16 protein-coding genes are annotated in these 23,310 nt (G+C 42.2%); 13 read left to right on the plus strand and 3 right to left on the minus strand.

Features of this window, described 5'->3' with window-relative positions; genetic code table 11:
- Window positions 1-3 precede the first annotated feature (3 nt).
- The 13 genes from LH29_RS07250 (at window position 4) to LH29_RS07310 (ending at window position 18,052) form a co-directional block, all read left to right on the plus strand.
- Window positions 4-1,110, plus strand: a complete 1,107-nt coding sequence (locus tag LH29_RS07250) for a glycoside hydrolase family 88/105 protein (RefSeq protein ID WP_045027235.1) — start codon at window positions 4-6, stop codon at window positions 1,108-1,110.
- Between the two features lie 156 nt (window positions 1,111-1,266).
- On the plus strand, window positions 1,267-2,877 hold the full coding sequence (locus tag LH29_RS07255) for a sulfatase family protein (RefSeq protein ID WP_045027239.1): 1,611 nt from the start codon (window positions 1,267-1,269) through the stop codon (window positions 2,875-2,877).
- A gap of 91 nt (window positions 2,878-2,968) precedes the next feature.
- Window positions 2,969-4,366: a 3-keto-disaccharide hydrolase gene (locus LH29_RS07260; protein ID WP_045027242.1), complete on the plus strand. Its 1,398-nt coding sequence runs from the start codon at window positions 2,969-2,971 to the stop codon at window positions 4,364-4,366.
- A gap of 42 nt (window positions 4,367-4,408) precedes the next feature.
- Window positions 4,409-5,821, plus strand: a complete 1,413-nt coding sequence (locus LH29_RS07265) for a Gfo/Idh/MocA family oxidoreductase (protein ID WP_045027245.1) — start codon at window positions 4,409-4,411, stop codon at window positions 5,819-5,821.
- Between the two features lie 154 nt (window positions 5,822-5,975).
- Window positions 5,976-6,899 carry a glycoside hydrolase family 43 protein gene (locus tag LH29_RS07270; RefSeq protein WP_232302823.1) on the plus strand — a complete coding sequence of 308 codons (924 nt, stop codon included), beginning with the start codon at window positions 5,976-5,978 and terminating at the stop codon, window positions 6,897-6,899.
- 7 nt (window positions 6,900-6,906) lie between these two features.
- A complete protein-coding gene (locus tag LH29_RS07275; RefSeq protein WP_052670658.1) occupies window positions 6,907-7,965 on the plus strand; it encodes a glycoside hydrolase family 43 protein in 1,059 nt (352 codons plus the stop codon).
- A gap of 13 nt (window positions 7,966-7,978) precedes the next feature.
- Window positions 7,979-9,133, plus strand: a complete 1,155-nt coding sequence (locus tag LH29_RS07280; protein ID WP_045027250.1) for an aldose epimerase family protein — start codon at window positions 7,979-7,981, stop codon at window positions 9,131-9,133.
- 257 nt (window positions 9,134-9,390) lie between these two features.
- Window positions 9,391-10,491, plus strand: a complete 1,101-nt coding sequence (locus tag LH29_RS07285) for a glycoside hydrolase family 43 protein (RefSeq protein WP_045027253.1) — start codon at window positions 9,391-9,393, stop codon at window positions 10,489-10,491.
- Between the two features lie 12 nt (window positions 10,492-10,503).
- A complete protein-coding gene (locus tag LH29_RS07290) occupies window positions 10,504-12,066 on the plus strand; it encodes a family 43 glycosylhydrolase (protein ID WP_052670659.1) in 1,563 nt (520 codons plus the stop codon).
- An 8-nt stretch (window positions 12,067-12,074) separates the two neighbouring features.
- The gene (locus LH29_RS07295) at window positions 12,075-13,070 is read left to right on the plus strand and encodes a glycoside hydrolase family 43 protein (RefSeq protein WP_232302824.1); all 996 of its coding nucleotides are present in this window, start codon (window positions 12,075-12,077) and stop codon (window positions 13,068-13,070) included.
- A gap of 27 nt (window positions 13,071-13,097) precedes the next feature.
- Entirely contained in the window at window positions 13,098-15,101 is a 2,004-nt protein-coding gene (locus LH29_RS07300) for a beta-L-arabinofuranosidase domain-containing protein (protein WP_045027256.1), read from the plus strand.
- Window positions 15,102-15,235: 134 nt separating this feature from the next.
- On the plus strand, window positions 15,236-16,210 hold the full coding sequence (locus tag LH29_RS07305; RefSeq protein WP_045027258.1) for a glycoside hydrolase family 43 protein: 975 nt from the start codon (window positions 15,236-15,238) through the stop codon (window positions 16,208-16,210).
- 27 nt (window positions 16,211-16,237) lie between these two features.
- Window positions 16,238-18,052 (plus strand): glycoside hydrolase family 2 protein, encoded by a 1,815-nt coding sequence (locus tag LH29_RS07310; protein WP_045027261.1) that lies wholly within the window; start codon window positions 16,238-16,240, stop codon window positions 18,050-18,052.
- Window positions 18,053-18,161: 109 nt separating this feature from the next.
- Here the strand turns inward: LH29_RS07310 and LH29_RS07315 are convergent, their stop codons facing one another.
- The 3 genes from LH29_RS07315 to LH29_RS07325 all read right to left on the minus strand — a co-directional run bounded on the left by LH29_RS07315 (window position 18,162) and on the right by LH29_RS07325 (window position 23,287).
- Window positions 18,162-19,181, minus strand: coding sequence for a family 43 glycosylhydrolase (locus tag LH29_RS07315; protein ID WP_045027264.1), 1,020 nt, complete (start codon window positions 19,179-19,181; stop codon window positions 18,162-18,164).
- A 104-nt stretch (window positions 19,182-19,285) separates the two neighbouring features.
- Window positions 19,286-22,021 carry a glycoside hydrolase family 76 protein gene (locus LH29_RS07320; protein WP_045027266.1) on the minus strand — a complete coding sequence of 912 codons (2,736 nt, stop codon included), beginning with the start codon at window positions 22,019-22,021 and terminating at the stop codon, window positions 19,286-19,288.
- 126 nt (window positions 22,022-22,147) lie between these two features.
- On the minus strand, window positions 22,148-23,287 hold the full coding sequence (locus LH29_RS07325; protein ID WP_045027268.1) for a SusE domain-containing protein: 1,140 nt from the start codon (window positions 23,285-23,287) through the stop codon (window positions 22,148-22,150).
- Between the last annotated feature and the right edge of the window lie 23 nt (window positions 23,288-23,310).

Raw genomic sequence — 23,310 nt, forward strand, 5'->3', positions numbered from 1 at the left:
AAAATGAAACTATCAACTTATTTATTACTGGCAGTTGCACTGTTGCTGACTAATATTTGCGTAGCTCAAAATTATTTTGATGATTTTCCTGTAATGGCAAATCCAAAAACGGTTGGCGATAAGCTGAGCACACGTTTTCTGGAAAGTAAACACCAGCTTTATGGCGACCGAGGTATCCATTATGCTGAAGTTTGTACATGGTACGGGGCGCTTAAATTCGCCGAACTTACCGATGATCAGGATTTGGTAAAGGAACTGAGGACACGTTTTGAATTATTGTTTCATATCGAAAAAGACCTTCTCCCTCCTCCGATTCATGTAGATCAGAATATGTTTGGTAGTCTGCCGTTGAGATTATATACCATGACCAAAGATGAACGTTACCTCGAACTTGGATTGCCTTATGCTGATTCGCAGTGGATTCTTCCACCCAATGCGAACGAAGAAGAACGCAAATGGCACGAAAAAGGTTTTTCATGGCAAACCCGACTTTGGATCGACGATATGTATATGATCACAGTTGTACAGAATCAGGCATATAAAGTAACAGGTGATCCGAAATATATTGATCGGGCGGCAAATGAAATGGTTCTTTATCTGGATGAAATACAGCGTCCCAACGGACTTTTCTATCATGCACCTGATGTGCCTTATTACTGGGCGAGAGGAAATGGGTGGATGGCAGTAGGAATGGCCGATTTACTTTATGATTTGCCTGAGAATCATAAGGATCGTCCACGTATTATGGAAGGTTATTTAGCCATGATGAAAAGTCTTAAAGCGTATCAAAGCCCAGGTGGTATGTGGAATCAGCTGATCGATGAACCAGATTTTTGGCCCGAAACATCAGGAACAGCAATGTTTACCTATGCATTTATTATGGGTGTTAAACATGGTTGGCTTGATGCTGAAGAGTATGGTCCGGCGGCACGTCAGGCCTGGTTAGCCATGGTACCGTATATTGATGAGCAAGGTAACGTAACCGAAGTTTGCATTGGAACAGGTAAAAAGAACGATAAGCAATATTATTATGATCGTCCACGCCCTGTTGGAGATTTTCATGGACAGGCTCCATATATATGGTGTGTAAATGCCCTTTTGGAGAAATAGGCAGCTTCGTTTCAAAAATTGTCACGAGCTAATGAACGAAAAAAATGAATATTCTGATCATGCTGTTAGTGTAGTTTTATGGAACTATTTGAAGTGGGGAAGAACAAAAAAGATGTATTGAAATGACAATAATTCAATAGTCAAAATGTAAGTTTCATGAAGGAAATAAAGTCTGTTTTATTCATATTACTTCTGTTATTTTCGTTTGTATCATCGGCAAACAGAAAAGATAACAGACCAAATATCCTTTTTGCGATCAGCGACGACCAATCATTTGCACACACAAGCTTTGCAGGTTGCAAGTTTGTAAATACTCCGGCTTTTGACATGGTAGCCAGCGAAGGTGTTTATTTTAGCAATTGTATTGCCGGATCTCCGGGATGTGCGCCAAGCCGCAGTTCGATTGTTACAGGCCGCCACCACTGGCAAAACGAGCAATCGGGGCAACACGCTTCTTCATGGATGAAAAAACACATTCCATTCGTTGATTTACTCGAAGCTAACGGTTATGCTACCGGCAGAACCGGAAAAGGTGTTGATCCATTTCAGTATGCCCGTTCGGTAGATGATTCACTTTGGCGATCGACTAATGCTGCGGGTATCGAACATAGCCATATTGTATACAGAAAAGGAACGCCCGGCGATGAACGAACCGCCAACGGAATTAGCGACATCAACTACTTCGAAAATTTCAAATATTTTCTTGAAAATGTTAAGGGCGAAAAACCATTTTTCTTCTGGTATGGCGCTAAAGAGCCACACCGGGGCTACGAAGAGGATTCATGGAAACGAAACAACAAAAATCAGGATGACATAAAAAAGGTACCTGAGTTTTTCCCGGATAACGGCATTATTCGGGGAGATATGCTTGATTATGCAGTTGAAATTGAATGGTTTGATTTGCATTTGCAACGTATGCTCCAGTATCTTGATGAAATTGGCGAACTGGAAAATACCATAGTAGTTATTACGGCTGACAATGGAATGCCGTTCCCGCGGGCAAAAGCCAATGGCTACGATTATGGTATACATGTGCCCATGGCCATTCGGTTTCCAAAAAACTTTCCCGGAGGGCGTGTAGTCGATGATCCTGTAAGTTTTGCCGACCTTGCTCCAACCATTCTTTCTATTACAAAAACCGGTTCCGAAGGCATGCTTTCCATGTCGGGAGAAAGTATGATTAATATTCTTGAATCGAAGAAACAGGGAATTGTCGATCCTTCGAAAAAGTATGTATTCTCCGGGCGTGAAAGACACTCGTCTTCACGTTATGAAAACTGGGGTTACCCGCAGCGAATGATTCGCAGCGAAGATTTTCTGTACATCTGGAACATTAAACCCGAACGTTGGCCTGCCGGTGCTCCTCAGCGAATAAAACCCGGAACAGAGGATGAATTATTGCCGATGTATGGAATTGATGAAGATGGACAGCACCATTCCGACTGGGCATTTACCGACATTGATGCGTGTCCCACAAAATCGTACATTGTGGAACATTACGATGAGCCCGAAATTCAACCTTATTTTAATCTGGCGGTTGCAAAAAGAGCAGAAGTTGAATTTTTCGACATAAAAAACGACCCGTATTGCCTGAATAACCTGGCAGGGAATCCAGAATATTCGTCTATAGAACAGGAAATGAAAGATGCGCTGATGAGTGAATTGAAGAAATCAGGCGATCCGCGTGTTGTAGGGCCGGATAAGGAAGTTTTTGATTCGTATATTCGTTACAGTCCAATGCGCGAATTCCCGGCACCTGAGAAGTAGGAAATATAGCGCCGGACAATAGGACAATGTATTAGAATACGAACCTTAATGAATTTAAAAAGTATAATGAATATTATAAAAAAAACAACCAATGAGAGTATTAGTATTATCTGGTTTGCTAGTGGTGCTTTCCTTGTTAGGAAATGCTTATACTAACAAATCATCCAACGAATGGAAACAACTATTCGATGGCAAATCATTAAAAGGCTGGGAAGTTTTAAACGGAACAGCCGAGTATAAAGTTGAAGATGGCGAGATAATCGGCACCAGTAAAGCAGGTACTCCAAACACATTTTTAGCTACTGAAAAAAACTACGGCGATTTTATTTTGGAATACGAAATGAAAATGGAAGCCGGCCTGAATTCAGGAGTGCAAATCCGCAGCAACAGTCTGAAAGATTACAGAGATGGCCGCGTTCACGGCTACCAGGTAGAGTGCGACGATTCAGAAAGACGCTGGTCGGGAGGAATTTACGATGAGGCACGCCGCGGCTGGCTTTACCCGCTGGAATACAACCAGCCGGCAAAAAAAGCCTACAAAAACGGCGAATGGAATAAATACCGTGTTGAAGCCATTGGTAATACCATTCGCACCTGGATTAATGATCAGCCGGTTGCCAACCTGGTTGATGATTTAACTGCCGAAGGTTTTATCGCACTTCAGGTACATTCAATCGGAAACAGTACAGAAAAGGAAGGCAAAACCATTCGCTGGAAAAATATCCAAATTAAAACCGAAAACCTGGAAAGCGCCCGTATGCCAATGCCGGAAGGAGTTCGGGAAGTGAGTTATTTAACCAATACGCTTACCGAAAAAGAAAAGAGCAATGGCTGGAAATTGCTATGGGATGGCAAAACCACAAAAGGCTGGCGCGGAGTAAAACTGGATAACTTTCCGCAACGAGGCTGGCACATTGAAGACGGCACTTTGGTGGTTGAAAAAGCCGATGGTGCAGAATCAGGAAATGGCGGCGATATCGTTACCGAAAAAATGTATAAGAACTTTATTCTGGAAGTTGATTTTAACCTGACTGAAGGTGCCAACAGCGGAATAAAATATTTTGTACAGGGGAACTTGAATAAAGGAGAAGGTTCTGCTATCGGATGCGAATTTCAGATCCTGGATGATAAAAAACATCCTGATGCAAAAAAAGGCGTATTGGGCAACCGCACACTGGCATCGCTTTACGACCTGATTCCGGCTAACGGAACGTTTTATGATCCGAATCTCCGGCAGAAACGATTTAACGGCATAAACAGCTGGAACCGTGCCCGGGTTGAAGTAAAAGGCAATCATGTAACGCATTATCTGAATGGAATAAAAGTAGTTGAATACGAACGCAATACCCAGCAGTGGCAGGCGCTGGTAAACTACAGCAAATACCAGCAATGGGAAAATTTCGGAAATTTTGAAGAAGGCCATATTCTTCTGCAGGACCATGGCGACAAGGTGCAGTTCAGAAATATAAAAATTAAAGAACTGGATTAATTAAAACTATAGCACAAATTTTTAATCTTAAATCGACTAAAAATGCAAACAAACAGAAGAAAATTTATACGCAATTCGATGCTCGGAATCGGGGCAGTTACTATTGTTCCAAGCCATGTAGTATTTGGCAAACCGGGCCGTGTAATGCCCAACGATAAAGTGAACCTGGCTTTTTGTGGAATCGGAAACCGGGGAGGACAAATTCTAAGATCGTTTATGAATACCGGAATGGTAAATAACGTTGCCATGTGCGATACCGATATGGGAGCCAAACATACGCTGGCCTCTATCGAAGCCAATCCAAAAGCAACACAATTTCAGGATTTCCGTGTAATGTTCGATAAGGCAGCGAAGTCGTTTGATGCGGTGGTGGTTGGAACACCCGATTTTTCGCATTTCCCGATTACCATTCTGGCCATGTCGATGGGTAAAGGTGTCTATACCGAGAAACCACTTACTCGTACTTTCCAGGAATCGGAATTACTGATGAAGGCAGCCAAAAAGTACGGAGTAGTAACGCAGATGGGAAACCAGGGGCATTCTGAAGGCAACTATTTTCAGTTTAAAACCTGGGTGGAAGCCGGCATTATAAAAGACGTAACCAAAGTAGTGGCACACATGAACAGTGCCCGCAGATGGCATGGCTGGGACACCGGCATGACTTCATTCCCGAAAGCCGAGCCAATTCCTGAAACGCTGGATTGGGACACCTGGCTGGGCACGGCACAGCACCACGATTACAACAAAGATTTTATAAACGGACAATGGCGTTGCTGGTACGATTTCGGAATGGGAGCATTGGGCGACTGGGGTGCTCATATCATCGATACCGTTCACGAATTTTTGGACCTGGGCTTGCCTTACGAGGTTGATCCGGTAAAAATAGAAGGTCACAATCCGCTGTTTTACCCGCAGTCTACCACGCTCGATTTTAAATTCCCGAAACGGAAAGGCATGCCGGCGCTTACCATCAGTTGGTACGACGGTGTAAACAATCAACCCGAACTGCCCGAGAATTACGGAAAATCGGAACTGGCAGAAGGAATTCCAGCAGCAAGTACAGGTCAGATCGAAACACGAAAACTGAATCCGGGAAAAATCATTTACAGCAAAGATTTGGTTTTTAAAGGAGGCTCGCACGGAAGTACTTTATCGATACTGCCATCGAAAAAGGCAGAAAAAGTGATGCAAAACCTACCGGAAGTTCCCAAAAGTCCATCCAGTCACTTCGAGAACTTTGTACTGGCTTGTAAGGGAGAAGAGAAAACACGCTCGCCGTTTGAGGTTTCCGGTCCGTTGAGCCAGGTATTTGTTTTGGGAACACTGGCGCAACGCCTGAATACCACACTGAAATTTGATCGCGAGAGCAAGCAGATCACAAACAGTTCGCTGGCAAACGATTTACTACAGGGACCACCGCCGCGTAAAGGCTGGGAAGAATTCTATCGTTTGTAGTCAATTACATTTATCAGAATAGTAAGAAGTAGCATAAAACGGAGAGGCGTGCATGTACGCCTCTCCGTTGAAATAAAGAAAAATGCAGTTGAGAATTTATATAACATTGTTCTTGCTGGTGATGGTTTTTTGTGCCTGCGCTAAAAGTGAAAATTTGCCAGGCAAGATTGATGGCGGCAAAACACCGGACCAAATAAAGAACCAATTTTCACTGGTGTTGGGCGACCCGTTTATTTTTTATCACGAAGGCCGGTATTATGCCTACGGAACACAATCTCCGAATGGTATTGTGGTATATGTTTCGGATGATCAAGAAGCATGGAAAGTGCCGGCTGAAGCAAATAACGGCCTGGCATTGCACAAAGATGACGTGTATGCCGACAGGTGGTTTTGGGCACCGGAAGTCTATTTTGTAAACAACAAATTTTACATGTATTACTCGGCCGATGAGCACATTTGTGTGGCTACTGCCGATAGTCCGCTTGGCCCTTTTAAACAGGAAATAAAAAAGCCCATGATAGTAAATGAAAAGTGCATTGATAATTCACTTTTTATCGACGACGACGGTAAAGCCTATCTTTCTTTCGTTCGGTTTACTGATGGAAACGCCATCTGGATTGCCGAACTGGAAGAAGATTTAACTACGCTGAAAATGGAAACCTTAAAGCCGTGTTTGAATGTGTCGCAGGACTGGGAAAAGGAAATGGGACGCGTTAACGAAGGTTCGTTTATTGTAAAACACAATGGCATTTATTACATGAGTTATTCGGCTAACCACTACGAAAGCCCGATGTACGGAGTAGGTTATGCCACGGCTACAAATATTATGGGACCATGGGAGAAATCAGCAATGAATCCAATTCTGCAAAAGCCCAAAGGCTTGACAGGAGTGGGGCACAGTGCTATGTTTCGGGACAAAAATGGAGATTTACGAATTGTTTTTCACTCGCATAACAGCAACACTAAAATTCATCCGAGACTAATGCACATTAGCCGGGTAAATTTCGAAAATGTTGATGGGGAGGAAGTAATGCAAATTGGCGACGACATTCTTACGCCGGTTTTAAAGGAGGAATAAAATAGATATGAGATTTTACTTGACATTATTTTTAGTGGCGGCTTTTTGTGCCTGCGCTAAAAGCGAAAACTTACCGAAAGACTCGGTAGAAACAACTTTTACTAATCCTGTCTGGAACGGCGCCGATCCGTGGATGGTAAAACAGGGCGACGATTATATTTACTGTTTTTCAAGAAACAACGGAATTGCTGTTTCCAGTTCAAAATTAATGACCAAAAGAGAACCGGCAAAAACCATTTGGAAAGCACCATCAACAGGATGGAACAGCAACTGCGTATGGGCTCCGGAAATCCATTTTATTGATGGGCACTGGTATGTTTATTATGCTGCCGGCGTTTCGGGGCCACCTTTTATTCATCAGCGAACAGGGGTTTTGCGCTCGATAAACGATGATGTTTATAGTGAATACGAAGATATGGGGATGTTGAATACTGGCGACAATCCTGAAGATAGCTCAAAAAACGTTTGGGCTATTGATATGACCGTGCTGGAGCATAACGATAAATTGTACGCAATTTGGTCGGGATGGCTGGAACAAAGGGACACCGATGCCACACCGCAGCACCTTTTTATACAGGAAATGGAAAATCCATACACCTTAAAAGGAAAGCGTGTTTTGCTGTCATCGCCCGAAGAAAGCTGGGAAACCGGTGGTCCGTTAAATTTGAACGAAGGGCCCCAGGTTTTAAAACATGATGACCAGGTTTTTATCATTTATTCCTGTCGCGAATCGTGGCTGAAAGAATACCGTCAGGGAATGTTACAGCTAAAAGATTCAGGCGCCGATCCGCTCGATCCTGAAAGCTGGATTAAAACAGGTCCGGTATTCGAAGGAAATGATTCTGTTCACGGAGTGGGGCATGTTTCTTTTGTAAAGTCGCCGGACGGCACCGAAGACTGGATTATTTATCACACGAAAAAAACAACAGAACCCGGATGGGATCGCGATGTGCGAATGCAGCCTTTTACATGGAACGCCGACGGAACACCTGAATTTGGCGAAGCTGTGAAGGCAGGAAAACCATTAAAGCGTCCCTCGGGAGAAGTAGAAATAGAACAAAATTAGATAAACAAATAAAATGAAATCAAGAAACCTATTTATTGCACTTGTTTTGGCAACTCTTGCTGTTGCCTGTAATCAAAAACCTGCAGAGCAATTAATCTGCGGAAGTCTTAAAGAAGCAGATTTTAAAGCTACAATCGCTGGTAAAGAAACCGGTTTGTACGAGTTGAAAAACGGAGAGCTCACCATGGCTGTAACCAATTATGGTGGTCGTATCGTTAGTTTACTGGTACCCGGTAAAAACGGAGAAATGGCTGATGTGGTTCTCGGATTTCCGTCAATAGATGCTTACCTGAATGCCAAAGAAGTATTTCACGGAGCATTAATCGGTCGTGTTGGAAACCGGATTGCAAAAGGTAAATTCACGTTGAATGATGTGGAATATACCTTGCCAATTAACAACGATCCTAATCATTTACACGGTGGTCCTGAAGGGTTTCACAATGTAGTTTGGGATGTAAAAGCAGTGAACGACACTTCCATTGTTCTCAGCTATTTGTCGAAAGATGGCGAAATGGGCTACCCCGGGAATGTGACCGTGGAAGTAACTTATACGCTTACTCCTGAGAATGAAGTTAAAATGGCCTACAAAGCCACAACCGATAAGAGTACGCCGGTGAATTTAACCAATCATGCCTTTTTTAACCTGAAGGGTGAAGCCAACGGAACGATCAATGATCACCTGTTGACGATCAATGCTGATAAGTTTACTGCTGTTGACTCCACATTAATTCCGTTTGGTGAAAATGTGCCTGTTGAAGGAACGCCATTCGATTTCAGAGAAGCAAAAGCTATTGGTGCTGATTTGGCATTGCAAAGCGAAAACGAACAGTTGCAAAACGGTTTGGGCTACGACCATAATTTTGCACTGAATAAAACTGCAGATGGAGAAATGTCGTGGGCAGCAACCGTTGTTGAGCCGGCAAGCGGAAGAAAGATGGAGATATTTACGAAAGAGCCTGGCATTCAATTTTACGGCGGAAACTTTATGGATGGAGCAGATACTGGAAAATATGGCAAGACCTTTGATTTTCGTGAGTCGTTCGCTTTAGAAACACAACATTTCCCTGATTCACCAAATCAGCCTGCTTTCCCGTCAATTATTTTAAATCCGGGAGAGACTTATTCTACGGCCAGTATTTACCGCTTTAGTGTAGCGGATACTCAATAAGAATTTAGAAAATTAATCGATTCAAAAAGGGAATACTTTTACCTGTCCAAAACCAAAAATCCATCAGGGAAGAATCCGGTTTCGGGCAGGTAATTATTGCCAATGGCCTGAATTTGATTATTTTCGTAATGTATACTAAAACCAACGACCTTTCAGTTGAAATAGCCCGAAGAAAGAAGATCGTAAACAACGAAACCGGGTTCATTCAATGGAAGTTTGATTGGTGGAAATTTTTAACTTAAAACCACATACCTATCATGAAACAGAATCGTTTTCACAACTTTTCTCTTATTTTGTTATTCCTGCTAACGACATTTTTTATTGCTTGTCAGTCGGAGAAAAAGCAACTAAAAATCGAGAATCCTTTACCCGTTGAATTTGGTGACCCATATATTCTTAAAGCGTCGGATGGAATGTACTACATGATTGGAACCGGCGGAGTAACCGACGGTTTTAAAATGTATTCTTCATCAGACTTGAAAAACTGGAAAGATGAAGGCCGTATATACCAGGGAAATACTTCCGACTCGTGGAATATTGCCAATTTCTGGGCTCCGGAATTGTACGAAAAAGACGGCAAATTTTACCTGCTGTTTAGTGCCGACTGGCGCGAAAATCCTACCAACGAATTAGAAAATTTCCGTATTGGTGTGGCAGTTGCCGATAGTCCAACCGGACCATATACCGACTTGTTCGATCGTCCGATTTTTGATCCGGGCTACCCGGTAATCGATGGAAATCTTTGGTTCGAAAACGATAAAGTATACCTGTATTATTCGCGTTGTTGCTATAAAAACCCTGTTGAAAGCGAAGTGGCCGACTGGGCACGCGAAAAAGGTATGTTCGACGAAATTGAAGAAAGCTGGGTTTACGGCGTTGAGCTTCAACCTGATTTTTCGGGAATTATCGGTGAACCAAAACTGTTGTTGCGTCCGCCCTTAAAAATGGACGATCAACAGGCAGAATGGGAAAGCCGTTCGGTAACTTCGGGCGAGGTAAACCGCCGCTGGACCGAAGGATCGTACCTGTTTAAAAATGAAGATACCTACTACATTATGTATTCGGCCAACTATTTTGGCGGAAAGAATTACGCAGTGGGTTATGCTACTTCCGATTCGCCACTGGGGCCTTTCCAAAAAGCCGATAACAACCCGGTTTTGCAAAAAAATGTTGAGCAGGGTGGAATTGTAACCGGAACCGGACACAACTCGGTAACGGTAGCGCCTGATGGAGAAACGATGATTTGTGTTTACCACGGAAGAACATCGGAAACAGGTGATGAACGCGTTGTATTTATCGATCCGATGGAAATTACCGCCGATGGAAAATTAGTTGTTCACGGGCCAACCACAAAATAAACTAACTCCAGGATGAGGATAAAATATTTGGTTACACTGGCGGCTGCATTTTTAATGCTGGCATCGTGTACATCGGTACAAAAAGAAAACGAGCCGGTATATTATAAAAACCCTGTGATTAAGGGAGATTTGCCCGATCCGTCGGTTATTAGGGTAGGAGACAAGTATTATGCCGTTGGCACCACCAACGATTTTGCTCCGGTATATCCCTTGTTCGAATCAACCGATCTAATTAACTGGACAAGTATAGGAGCCGTTTTTAATGAGCCTCCTGCATGGGCGTTGGAAGATTTCTGGGCACCGGAACTTTATTATAACAACGGCACATTTTTCGTGTATTACACCACCAAAAGAAAGGATACCGGAATTGCCTGTATCGGAGTGGCAACTACAAAAGATATTCACAAAGGATTTACCGATCAGGGGATTATAATTGAATGGGGCGACGAAGCCATCGATGCTTTTATTTTTAAAGATGACGATGGAAAGTTATACATTACCTGGAAAGCTTACGGACTAACACCTGACCGCGAGATTCAGATTTTAGCGTCGGAATTAAGTGATGACGGTTTGAGTTTAGTCGGTGAACATTTTTCCCTCACCGATCAGTCAAAAGGTTGGCAAGGCCCCGGACACGAAGGCCAATGTTTAATCAAACGAAACGGGTATTATTACCTGTTTAATTCGGCCGGAGGTTGTTGCGATAACCGTTGCGATTATCATGTACTGGTGGCTCGTTCCAAAAATTTGAGAGAAGGCTGGGAGCAATTTCCGGAGCCTATTTTGCATGGCGGAGAAACCTGGCGTTGTACCGGTCACGGAACTTTGGTCGAAACACCCGCCGGAAGGTATTTCTACATGTATCATTCGTATAATGCCACCGATTTTGAATTTATTGGAAGGCAGGTAATGCTGGATGAAATGTTATGGAATGAGGAAACCGGCTGGCCCTATTTTAAAGGTGGTACACCATCAGAAAAGGCTCCGGTTCCGTTTGAAAACACCATTCAAAAAGTTGATTCTGTTTATACGGATGATTTTTCAACCGATAAAAATTTAGCAGGCTTTGAGTGGGATGTAAAAGGGGTGAAATTCGATTCGAAAATTGAGGCCGGCGAGTTGGTAATTAGCACTCAGGAAAGCGGAGCTGCATTTTTGGGATTACGTCCTGAAACCGGAAATTACAGTTTAATGTCAGAAGTTATTCCTGCAGAAGAGCTCAGCGGAATAGGCATCTACGGCAACCAGGGCCATGTATTGAGTCTGGCCGTGGATAAATCAAAATTGGTACTTTATCAAATAAACAAGGGCGAAGAACAGATTCTTGCCGAGGAGAAATTGAATAATCCTGCATCAGTGTTCCTAAAGTACGAAGCTGTTTCAGGGCGATACTTTCAGTTCTTCTGGTCGGAAAATGGCGAAGACTGGCTTCCTGTTGTGGTAAACAATGAACAGCAGGTTGACGGAACATTTCTGGCACAATGGGGATTTGCTCCGCGAGTTGGATTCGTTACCCGTGGAAACGAGAAAAGCGCTTTCCGTTTTTCAACATTAGAAATTAAATACAACTATTAACAATTGATATGATGACAATCCGTAAAATTTCAAGTTTATTACTCATTTCCTGTTTTTTAGTATTGTTTCTGAGCAGTACAGCTCAAAAAAGAACAGGCAACAATCATAACCCGGTTTTTGAAGGTTGGTATGCCGATCCTGAAGGAATTGTATTCGGCGATGAATACTGGATTTACCCAACTTATTCGGCACCATACAACGAACAGGTTTTTATGGATGCTTTTTCATCAAAAGACCTGGTGACCTGGGAAAAGCATGAGCGAATTATAGATACTACAGAAGTAAAGTGGGCGTGGCGTGCCATGTGGGCACCGGCCATTATTGAAAAAGACGGAAAATATTTCCTGTTTTTTGCAGCCAACGATATTCAGAGCGATGAGGAAGAAGGTGGAATTGGAATTGGTGTTGCCGATACTCCGGGAGGACCATTTAAAGATTACCTCGGTAAACCGCTGATCGATAAATTTTACAACGGCGCACAACCCATCGACCAGTTTGTTTTTCACGATAACGATGGCCAGTATTATATGTTTTATGGTGGCTGGCGTCATTGTAACATTGCTAAGCTAAAAGACGATTTCACTGGCTTTGTTCCTTTTGAAGATGGTGAAACTTTTAAAGAAGTTACGCCCGAAGGGTATGTGGAAGGCCCGTTTATGTTTATCCGCAACGGCAAGTATTATTTTATGTGGAGCGAAGGTGGCTGGACCGGCCCCGATTACAGTGTGGCCTATGCTATTGCCGACTCGCCATTCGGACCATTTGAGCGTGTTGGAAAGATTCTGAAACAGGATCCGGAAGTAGCAACAGGCGCCGGACATCATTCGGTAATCCATGTTCCCGGAACCGATGAATATTACATCGTTTATCATCGCAGACCGCTGGGTGAAACCGACGGCAACCATCGCGAAACCTGTATCGACCGCATGTATTTTGATGACGAGGGATTTATCAAACCGGTGAAAATTACTTTCGAAGGAGTGAAGGCACGGCCTATAAAATAAAACCTAAAACAGTCAGAACTTAAACCAATGAAAAAATTACCACTACTTTGCCTTGGCCTGATTCTGATCGCTTTTTCATCTTTCGGAAAAGAGAAACGAAACAGCCATTATATTACCAACCAGGTACCTTTGGTTAATCAACCCTATACGGCACTTCCGTTGGGAGCAGTGAAAGCTGAAGGATTTTTGCATGAAATGTTAAAGATCCAGCGAGATGGGTTGACCGGCCATCTGGATAGTATTTACGAAGTGGTGTGTGGCGATAATAACGGCTGGTTGGGAGGAACCGGCGATGGTTGGGAGCGCGGACCATACTGGCTTGACGGACTCGTCCCACTGGCTTATCTTTTAGATGATGACGAATTAAAAGCGAAAGCCCAGAAATGGATTGAATGGAGTATTAATAACCAGCAGGAAGATGGCTATTTCGGGCCAAAACCATTGCCCGAAGGGTATACGCCCATTCCCGGTACGCAGCAAACCATGCGTAACGACTGGTGGCCTAAAATGGTAATGCTGAAAGTATTACAGCAGTACTACACGGCAACCGGCGACGAGCGCGTAATCACTTTAATGACCAACTACTTTAGGTACCAGCTAAAAATGCTTCCTGAAAACGAGTTGGGCTATGTAACTTACTGGGCTAATCGCAGGGGAGGCGACAACCTTGCTGTGGTTTACTGGCTTTACAATATTACCGGCGACAAATTTTTGCTCGAACTGGCAGAGATCATTCATGAACAAACTTTTGACTGGACAAATGTGTATGCCGGAGATATGATTCGGAAGCTGAACCCATTACCCGATTTACACTGTGTAAATGTAGCGCAGGGATTAAAAGAGCCAATCGTTTATTATCAGCAGCATCCCGAGGAAAAATACCTGGAATCGGTAAAGAAGGGACTGGCATCACTGAAAGATGTACATGGTTTTGTAAACGGTATGTATGGTGGAGATGAACGTTTGCACGGAAACGATCCAACACAAGGTTCAGAGCTGTGTTCGGCTGTTGAAATGATGTTTTGTTTCGAAAATATTATCCCAATAACCGGCGATGTTTATTATGCCGACTACCTGGAAAAAATAGCTTACAACGTGCTGCCAACCCAAAGTACCGATGATTATATGCGGAAACAATATTTTCAGCAGGCTAACCAGATAAAGGTATCGGATGATGAAAGAAATTTCTTTGACGACCGAAATGGAAGAAACGTATTCGGCACTACCACCGGATATCCGTGTTGTTTGACAAATATGCACCAGGGATGGCCAAAGTTTGTACAAAGCACGTGGTTTGCAACGGCAGATAATGGTTTGGCGGCATTGGTTTATGGCCCTACTACTGTTACCGCAAAAGTTGCAAATGGCGAATTGGTGACAATAAAAGAAGAAACCGGCTATCCGTTTAAAGAGCAAATTCAATTTACTATTGATTGTGAAAGTGCTGTGAACTTTCCGTTTCATCTGCGAATTCCTGAGTGGTGCAAAACATTCACTTTGAAGGTAAATAATTCTATTCAGCAAGTAGAACCGCAAAATGGAATTGTAATTCTTGATCGCGAGTGGAGCTCAGGCGACAAAGTTGAATTGAATTTAGGAATGGATTTCAGATATAGTTACTGGCACGAAATGTCCTTGGGAATTGAGCGTGGTCCTCTTGTTTACGCGCTGAAAATTGATGAGGAATGGCGTGAAGTAACAAACGATAAATACGATGATACTTTCTGGGAAGTGTTGCCAAAATCGCCCTGGAATTATGCTTTACTAAAAAGCGAAATAGATGAAAACAAGCTCGAGGCTGAAGTTAACAACGAAATTGCTGACAATCCCTGGAATCTGGAAAATGCGCCGATTATTGTAAAAACAAAAGGCAAGCGTATGCCTATCTGGACAGAGGATCGTAATATGGCTGGCAAAACACCTTCTCCATCATGGCCGCACCGGATTGTTGAGGAAAACGAGGAGGAAATCATATTGATTCCTTATGGTTGCACAACTTTAAGGATTTCGGAATTCCCGGTTACTAATTAAAGCGAAATACTTTTCTTAAGACTGATAGTTTAGCTGAAAATATTGCCTGGGTGAATTCATACTGAAGCATACGGCAAATAATAGTAAAAAAGGATTTTACCAAGTACTGTAGAATTAATAATAAAACTACTACTATGAAATACAAAATTCCGTTTACAGTAATTATTCTCTTGAATACTTTGGCTGTAATAGCACAGCCTGAAATGTATTATGGAGACACTTCACGTTCGGGAAAACCCTTTTCGAAAGATCCACATGTTATCCGTTTTGACGGAAGATATTTAATGTACACAAGTGCTCCACCTTCAGATGGCGGAGATGATGGAATGCAGGGCTGGGAAATTGGAATAGCTGAAAGCACTGACCTCGTTAACTGGGAAAAAATTGGCAGTGTACCACCTTCTGGCGACGTGGAATCAAAAGGTATATGTGCTCCGTGTGCATTGGTAGTAAACGATACGGTACATCTTTTTTATCAGACTTATGGCAACTGGAGAAATGATGCAATTTGTCATGCCTGGTCTGTTGATGGTATTCATTTTGTCCGTAATACGACAAATCCGATTTTCCATCCAAAGGGAGAATGGACCAGTGGCCGTGCCATCGATGCAGAAGTTTATTCATTCAATAATCAGTATTATCTCTATTTCGCCACGCGCGATCCCGATATGCGAGTTCAGATTATGGGTGTAGCAGTTTCTCCGCTTAGCGGTGGATTTAAACGTGAAAGCTGGACACAAAAGTGTGACAAACCAATACTGGCTCCCGAATTTCCGTGGGAAGGATTGTGTACCGAAGGTGCATCTGTAATTCAGAAAGGCGATTGGCTTTATATGTTTTATGCCGGAGCTTACAACAACAAACCTCAGCAAGTTGGAGTTGCAAAAAGCAGTGACGGATTGAAGTGGGAAAAATTATCGAATAAACCTTTCCAGACCAATGGCGATCCCGGAACATGGAACTCCAGTGAATCGGGGCATCCTCATATTTTTGAAGACCAGGATGGCAGAACGTATTTGTTTTTTCAGGGAAATAATGATCAGGGAGAAACCTGGTATATATCAAAAACAGAGGTCGGCTGGAATGAAAGCGGACCCTATTTAAAATGAATTTTTTAAACCAACTAATATTTTAAAATGAAACAAAGTTTTATTGTTCTGATTTTTGCGCTGAGCGCATTAACGAGTGTTGCCCAATGGAAGCCGGCAGGCGACAAAATTAAAACCCCATGGGCCGAAAAAATCGATGTAAATAATGTGTTGCCTGAATATCCGCGCCCCATTATGGAACGTGCCGACTGGCAAAACCTGAATGGTTTGTGGAATTATGCCATTACCGATGCAGGTCAGGCACAGCCGGCTGAATTCGATGGTGAAATTCTGGTTCCTTTTGCAGTTGAATCAAGTTTGTCGGGTGTCCAGAAAACCGTTGGCGAAACAAAAGAATTGTGGTACCAGCGTACATTTACAGTTCCTTCGGCCTGGAAAGGGAAGAAAGTACTGCTGCATTTTGGTGCTGTGGACTGGAAGGCAGAGGTGTGGATTAACGACATAAAAATTGGTTCGCACAAAGGTGGTTACGATGCCTTTTCGTTTGATGTAACTCCATTCATAACCAAGTCTGGCGAGCAGAACCTGGTGGTAAAAGTTTGGGATCCTTCGGATAAAGGATTTCAGCCGCGCGGAAAACAGATTGGCAATCCTCACGGAATTTGGTACACTCCGGTTACCGGAATCTGGCAAACCGTTTGGCTCGAGCCTGTAAACGAAAAACACATTACCGATGTTGTTGCCATTCCAAATATCGACAACGCAAGTTTAAAAGTTGATGCCTCAGTTTGTGGTACAACTTTTGGCGATGTTTACGAAGTAATTCTGAAAGACGGAAATAGTGTTGTATCAAGTGGAAAAGCAGTTGCCGGACAATCGGTTGAGCTGGCCGTTCCTAATGCAAAATTATGGAGCCCCGAATCACCGTTTCTTTACGATCTGGAAGTAAAACTTATTAGCAATGGAAAAACTGTTGATGCGGTTGACAGCTACACAGCCATGCGCAAAGTTTCAAGTAAACGCGATGAAAACGGAATTGTACGCCTGCAACTGAATAACAAAGATTATTTCCAGTTTGGCCCATTGGATCAGGGCTGGTGGCCCGATGGTTTGTACACTGCTCCAACTGATGAGGCATTGAAATACGATATTCAAAAAACCAAGGATTTTGGTTTTAACATGATCCGTAAACACGTAAAAGTAGAACCGGCACGCTGGTATACGCATTGCGATGAAATGGGGATTTTAGTATGGCAGGATATGCCAAACGGCGACCGCTCGCCGCAGTGGCAAAACCGAAAGTATTTTGATGGTACCGAGTTAAAACGTTCTCCTGAATCGGAAGCCAATTACCGCACAGAATGGCAGGAAATAATGGACGAACACATGTCTAATCCATCTATTGTTTGCTGGGTGCCGTTTAACGAAGCCTGGGGACAATTTAAAACCGAAGAGATTGTTGAGTGGACCAAAAACCATGATCAAAGTCGTTTGGTAAATCCGGCAAGTGGCGGAAACCATTACCGTGTTGGCGATATGTTAGACCTGCACAATTATCCGGGACCCGATATGTATTTGTATGATGGAAGCCGTGCTACCGTTTTAGGCGAGTATGGTGGAATTGGTCTGGCTCTTGAAGATCATTTATGGGCCACTGACCGCAACTGGGGTTACGTTCAGTTTAAAAACTCAAAAGAAGTAACCGATAAATACATTGAGTATGCTGAAGAGTTGTACAAAATGGCAAAGACTGGTTTTTCTGCTGCAGTATACACACAAACCACTGATGTAGAAGGCGAAGTAAACGGGTTAATGACTTACGACCGAAAAGTGATTAAACTGGATGAGAATCGGGTTCGTGAAATTAACCAGAAAGTATGTAAGGTTTTAGACGAAAAATAGATTTGGGACAAATTCAGTTTGCGAATAGTCTTTTATTTGTTATGGAGTTTAACGTTTAACGTTAAACTCCTTTTTTTTTGATAGACTAGCAATCTGATAATAGAAATGTTTATTCAAAAACCGGTACTGAATTTTGTGTAGAAGGAGATTGTCCTGTTACCTCCGGCCATCCGTTAACCCAATGTACCTGGTCCATCAACACTACACGACCTTTATCCGGGGTACTTCTTATGTACGAGTGGTAAAGTATCCAGTCGTTTCCGGCATCGTCTGAGATGATTTCCGAATTGTGGCCCGTTCCAACAAACTTGCTGTTGCCCTGAATAAGAACTTCGTATTCATTATCCAACATTGTTTTTCCTGCTTTATTTACATAGGGGCCAAATAAATTCTCCGAACGCCCCACAACGGTTCTGTAGCTGCTGTTGGCACCTTCGCAGCATGAACCAACAGAGGCAAACATGTAGTAATAATTTCCTTTTTTATGAATGTAGCATGCTTCAAAGGCAGTGCCTGCAACCTTTCTGGTTGTTGCAGGTTTCATACTCAGTCCGTCATCGTTAAGTTCTAAGGCATAAATTCCAAAAAAACTTCCCCAGAATAAATATTTTTTACCGGCATCTTCAATGTAAAAAGGATCGATAGAATTATGTACTCCGATCTCATTGCTTCGGAATAACTTCCCGTTATCAGTAAACGGCCCTTCCGGTTTTGTTGCCGTTGCAACACCTATACCACAGGTATTTCCGCCTCCCCAAACCGACATTGAATAATACAAAACATACTTTCCGTTGATATAATTAATGTCAGGTGCCCAAATTCCACCATTAGGTTCCCAGGTTGGGCGGGTTTCATTGGTGAAGGCAGTTCCTAAAACTTTCCAGTTGAGCAAATCTTCAGAACGAAGAATAGGTGTATTGCGAATGTCTTCGGTAGCGTACAAATAAAAATAACCATCTGCGGCCTTTATAATTGTGGGATCGGGTAAACTTGAGGGAATAACCGGATTATTGTAGGTTGTGTTTTTATTCTCATCTGTGGGTTCATCATCAATATTCAAATCGTTTCCGTTTGAACACGCTGTGAGAAAAAGGAATATCAGGGGGATTGCAAAAAGATAGTATCTCATAATTTTAAAATTTAGTTGATTCGCAGAAACCTTTTATTTCAGCTTAATTAAAAGCAGAAGAAAGAGCACCTGGAATGTTTATAAAGTCTATATGTATAAGCGGTTTATTTTATGAATTTTCTTACGATTCTGCTATTTGTTTTAGTAACAAAAGAGATAAGGTACAGGCCATTTGGTAAGTTGGCTACATCAATTGTCAATTGATCATCATATTTTGTGTTGTTGCTGTAAATCGTCTGACCTTTTACATCAATAATTGTAGTTCTAATGACCTGTTGATTGTTTGGTTTGATTTTAATGAAAGAAGTTGCTGGATTCGGAAACACCAGAATATCATCTTCAGCCTGTTCGATTAATTCAGGAATGGATGTTACCGTGTTTTTAGCATGTAAAAACAGTTGAGAGCTTGGAACTACTTCTCTTTGCTGCTGAGAACTTTCCCATTCGAGAACAACATTTGCTCCTCCAATATCATCAAAAAACTCTACCTTAATATCGTAGCGTTCACCGGCGTTAAGAGTTATCTTGCCAGAGTAGGTAACATCGTAGTCATTTAGCCACTTGTCAATAATTAACTCATTGTTTATCCAAACCCTGCGACCATTATCTGATGTGATGTAAAAAGTATATTCGCCCGAATACAGCGGTTCTATTTTTCCGGTCCATCGCACTGAAAAATAATCGGCAGGTACCTCTGCTGCAGGATATAGCTCTTCCCAATTAAAGTTCACATTCGGATCAATTCGTTCGAGCAGCTGTGTTTCAAAGTTCATTCCGTCAAAGTATTGACCAATCAATCCGTTTGTGTCAGAAGTAGGTGATTCAGCTTCAATAAATTTGAAATTATTAATGTTGCAAATGTATCCCGTTCCTTTATATACCAGGTAAATGTTTTGCAGGCCTTTCACATTCTCAACAGGACAAGTAATTGTTGTATAAGTTGACCAATTACCGGTATTGTCAGTTGTGGCAGTCCCTATCAACTCTCCGTTTGGCGCGCCTAACCTTATTTCAATATGATTTCCTGAAACAAGGCTTGAAATTCTGAACTCAGCAGCTACTGCTCCGGTGGTTCCGAAATCAACATTGTAATAAGCTGTATGATACTCGTTCTGAATTCCTCCTAAGTTAGACGTCTCATCATCAGGTGTAGGTTGAACAACCATAACACCTTTGAGGTAATCAAAATCCTCCGACTCAATTTTTGAATAAGCATCTTTAACCGTTGTCGTTTTATAAGGACAATTTATCATTAATGATACAGCTGTAGAAGCATTAAAACCCCGATATTCCACCGTTTCTTCGGCTCTTTTACTCCATATTGTAGAGATAATATTTTCAGAGTTCCTGTTGTTATAAGCCACCTTCGCATTTAATTGTAGCCACGGAATGAAATTTGGACGATTACAGTCAACCACATATTTACGGGCATAACGCATTAAAATTCCTTTAAAACCGTCTAAGTCAGGGCCTTCTTCGTACCACATTACGCTTGAACGAAACATGTTTTCTTCTGTATATCGGGCTATCCGATCGGCAATTTTTAGGTAAGTTGGGTCTTTTGTGTAATTGTAAAGCATGACCGACGCTCCAAGGTAAGTTCCCTGATTGTAAGTAGAGCTCCAGTAATTTGTAGCACCGTCGCCATTGGAATTATAGCTGTCGTACACTTCCCCTGTTTCGGTTACAAGCAGGTTGTTTTTCGACCAATCATATAATTTAATCGCCTTTGTATAATAATCATTGTTGTTTGTTGCTTGCGCTAAATAGCAGCATGCAACCATTGACGGACCATTTATACACGAATTGGTTCCGGGTACGCCCATTTTCCATGTCAGCCAGCTACCGTTGGCATGAATGGCACGTTCATACATTTTATCGAACTGGTCTTTTGCTTTGTTTATGTAGGTTTGGTTATTTAAAATTATTCCTGCCCGCACACAGGCTAAAACCATCCAGGTAATGTCGTCGTTAAAGTCATTCCACATCCAGTCGTGGCCATATTTAGTAAGAACCTGATTATACATCTCGCTAAACATGGTTGCATATTTTAGGTTTCCGGTCACTTCATAGGCATCAATAACTATTTCCATCATTTCAGCTACTCCCCAATAACCTTCATCGGGAATTATTTCATCGCCTGTTCGTGCGTCGTAATATTTTTCTTTCCACGCAGCAAAAATCTTATCTGCAATTTCAGGTGTTGGCGCTGCCTCTCTGGCGTCTTGTTCCTCAAAAATCCAGCTTTCTCTATCTCCTCCGGCTGATTCGCTTAACTCAACATTTGAGCCATCGATGGTTTCTGTTCCCGCAACAGACAGCGCAAAATCTGAATCCGATTCGCATTTTATCGAAAAAGTGCCATCTGTATTTTCAGCAATCTGCCACAAAACGGTAGCATCATTTGTATTTTTATATTGATCGATGTTTAGCTGGTTCGCCGGGGTAGTTCCGGCTATGTGAAGTAATTTACCACTTGCTACGTTGGTAAGGGTGAATTGATTGTCGCTGACAGAAGTTAACCGCCATCTCTGCGCATCAGAATCCGTATCCGTCCAAATACACACATTGGCGTTATCAGACAGCTCTGAATTAAGTACATCAAGTACTTTGCCCGATGCCTTTGAGGTGATTTTATAAATACTTCCGGAGCTAATTGCGCTGGATGAGCTATTCTCACTATCAATATCCGGGTTGGCAGTTTGGAGAGGATAATTTTGAGTGTTATCTACTGCACCGGTAATTGAAGGTGTGCCGGTAGTGATACCTTTTACTTCGTTAGAAAATATGGACAGCCAAAAAAGAATTGCTATTGAAAATAGTAATTGCTGAGGTTTCATGAAATCTTAGGTTATAGGTTTGTTAGGTATAAATAAATCGAAAGAAGTACTAAAAGTACTTCCTTCGATATTTAACTTATATGAATGTTTCCTGCTTACTTGAAGCAAGAGAATAATAGATTTTACCTATTGCTTTTCGAGTGTAATTGTTTCGTTCAGTGCATCGATTGTTACAATAGCGGGGCCAGCTTGTTCTTCGGTAACCCACCATTTTAAATCATCACCATAACCGGCAGGCGTTGCCTGAATACGATTATCTTCCCATATATTTGCGTTGGCAACTATAGGGCGAAGGAACGGACATCCCCAACCTGCACTTTGATCATTGTACGGCAGTTTGAAATCATTGTTGGCCTGCATATTACACTCAAGAGTGAAAATGCTTGGATTTCTTGGATCCCAGCTAAACTCGGTTGAAGATGGCATATTCCATGCAACACCAATTCCGGTACCTACGGCCCAAACATGGCTAAATCCTTTATATCCAAAAATGATCTCTTTGTCGTTTTTGTTTAAAATAATCGAGTACAAACCAGACTTGGTCACGGTAAATTCCATATCAGAACTACTGTTCGTTGAATTCTGCACTAACTCGGTAGAACTTGCTCCCATACTCCATGAGCCTTTATCCTCAACCAGGGAATTAACGAACTTAAAGGTTCCAATTTGTAAATTCCCTTCCCATTGATATTTATTACCAATATCTCTGCCTTCGATAATTTCAGTTAGCTTAATGCCATCACTGATTTCCGATCCTTTTGGGTTAGCAGAACCAACCAGGTACAGATTTACCGGTTCGATCTCGAAAGTGGTTACCAATACCTTTGTGGTTGAGATTTCAGGTTTTACAAAATAATCTCCTTCTGATGAGGCAATTATTTCGGCTTCAATCTCGGTGCTGCTTCCGTAGTTTACTCCAAGTCCGTACAGCATTGTATTTAAATCGAAATGCGAGATACTGTATTCCGAAACGCCTGCATCTAATTCAATTTTATCGATGGCGTTGGTAAGTCCGGGTAGTCCCAGTTTAAAATAGTAGGTTATCGTACCATTGTTTGCGCGTTCCTGTGCCGGATCCCAGCTGAATGTAATGGCGGGTTCATTCATTAAATCCTGTGATAAGGTAATCTCCTCAACGCTGGGAGTCAGGTGCATGCCGTCTTCAACGGTGTCTATCTCAATTTTTACATCGTACTCTTCATCGCAACTGCTAAAAAGTAGCATGCCCATTGCGAAGATTACGAATAGTATATTTATTTTTTTCATCTGTTTCAAATTTGTTAAAGTAG

Source organism: Draconibacterium sediminis, assembly GCF_000949475.1.
GTDB lineage: Bacteria > Bacteroidota > Bacteroidia > Bacteroidales > Prolixibacteraceae > Draconibacterium > Draconibacterium sediminis.

Bases quoted from the DNA above. Each gene is read 5' to 3' on its own strand.
- LH29_RS07310 (WP_045027261.1), top strand. From the start codon at position 16,238: ATGAAACAAAGTTTTATTGTTCTGATTTTTGCGCTGAGCGCATTAACG.
- LH29_RS07295 (WP_232302824.1), top strand. From the start codon at position 12,075: ATGATGACAATCCGTAAAATTTCAAGTTTATTACTCATTTCCTGTTTT.
- LH29_RS07305 (WP_045027258.1), top strand. From the start codon at position 15,236: ATGAAATACAAAATTCCGTTTACAGTAATTATTCTCTTGAATACTTTG.
- LH29_RS07315 (WP_045027264.1), bottom strand. From the start codon at position 19,181: ATGAGATACTATCTTTTTGCAATCCCCCTGATATTCCTTTTTCTCACA.
- LH29_RS07320 (WP_045027266.1), bottom strand. From the start codon at position 22,021: ATGAAACCTCAGCAATTACTATTTTCAATAGCAATTCTTTTTTGGCTG.
- LH29_RS07255 (WP_045027239.1), top strand. From the start codon at position 1,267: ATGAAGGAAATAAAGTCTGTTTTATTCATATTACTTCTGTTATTTTCG.
- LH29_RS07265 (WP_045027245.1), top strand. From the start codon at position 4,409: ATGCAAACAAACAGAAGAAAATTTATACGCAATTCGATGCTCGGAATC.
- LH29_RS07260 (WP_045027242.1), top strand. From the start codon at position 2,969: ATGAGAGTATTAGTATTATCTGGTTTGCTAGTGGTGCTTTCCTTGTTA.
- LH29_RS07250 (WP_045027235.1), top strand. From the start codon at position 4: ATGAAACTATCAACTTATTTATTACTGGCAGTTGCACTGTTGCTGACT.
- LH29_RS07285 (WP_045027253.1), top strand. From the start codon at position 9,391: ATGAAACAGAATCGTTTTCACAACTTTTCTCTTATTTTGTTATTCCTG.
- LH29_RS07280 (WP_045027250.1), top strand. From the start codon at position 7,979: ATGAAATCAAGAAACCTATTTATTGCACTTGTTTTGGCAACTCTTGCT.
- LH29_RS07325 (WP_045027268.1), bottom strand. From the start codon at position 23,287: ATGAAAAAAATAAATATACTATTCGTAATCTTCGCAATGGGCATGCTA.
- LH29_RS07300 (WP_045027256.1), top strand. From the start codon at position 13,098: ATGAAAAAATTACCACTACTTTGCCTTGGCCTGATTCTGATCGCTTTT.
- LH29_RS07290 (WP_052670659.1), top strand. From the start codon at position 10,504: ATGAGGATAAAATATTTGGTTACACTGGCGGCTGCATTTTTAATGCTG.
- LH29_RS07275 (WP_052670658.1), top strand. From the start codon at position 6,907: ATGAGATTTTACTTGACATTATTTTTAGTGGCGGCTTTTTGTGCCTGC.